Below are 483 nucleotides of genomic sequence, written 5' to 3'. Positions count from 1 at the left end.
GCATTGCCTCAGCCTCAATCCACGATTCGTGTCGCGGCTCCAGCACTACACTGCCCGTGAACCGCTCGCGCAGGGCATGAAAAAACGCCTCGGCCACCGGCGCATCGAAGGCAAGTTTTGGTGGCAGTTGCACCAGCAGGCAGCCGAGTCGATCACCCAAGCCCTGGCACTGGCCGAGAAACTCATCGAGCGCGGCCGCGCTGTCCGCCAGCCGCTGTTCATGGCTGATGAGCTTCGGCACTTTCACTGCGAAGCGAAAGTGCGGCGCTACCGAGTCGGCCCAGCGTTCGTAGGTCTGACGCCGATGCGGGCGATAGAACGAGCTATTGATTTCCACACAGTTGAAGCGCGCGGCGTAGCGTTGCAGGTGCGTGCCTTCGGCGGGGAATGCCGGCCAGTGCTCGCGCCCGAGACTCCAGCCGGCGCAACCGATGTAGATGGTCGACTCGTTCAAGCGCACACCGTCATTTCTTCCCGGGCAAC

At 62.9% G+C, this 483-nt stretch carries 1 protein-coding gene; it reads right to left on the bottom strand.

All coding sequences use genetic code 11. From position 1 onward, the window contains the following. Nucleotides 1-454, bottom strand: a 454-nt coding sequence (locus J5M71_RS27740; RefSeq protein ID WP_243434384.1) for a DUF72 domain-containing protein, incomplete at its 3' end; no start/stop codon positions are given. Nucleotides 455-483 lie beyond the last annotated feature (29 nt).

Origin of the sequence: Pseudomonas sp. 43(2021), assembly GCF_017490805.1 — a bacterium.
Classification (GTDB): Bacteria; Pseudomonadota; Gammaproteobacteria; order Pseudomonadales; family Pseudomonadaceae; genus Aquipseudomonas.
This window is presented reverse-complemented; position numbering and strand designations above follow the sequence as displayed.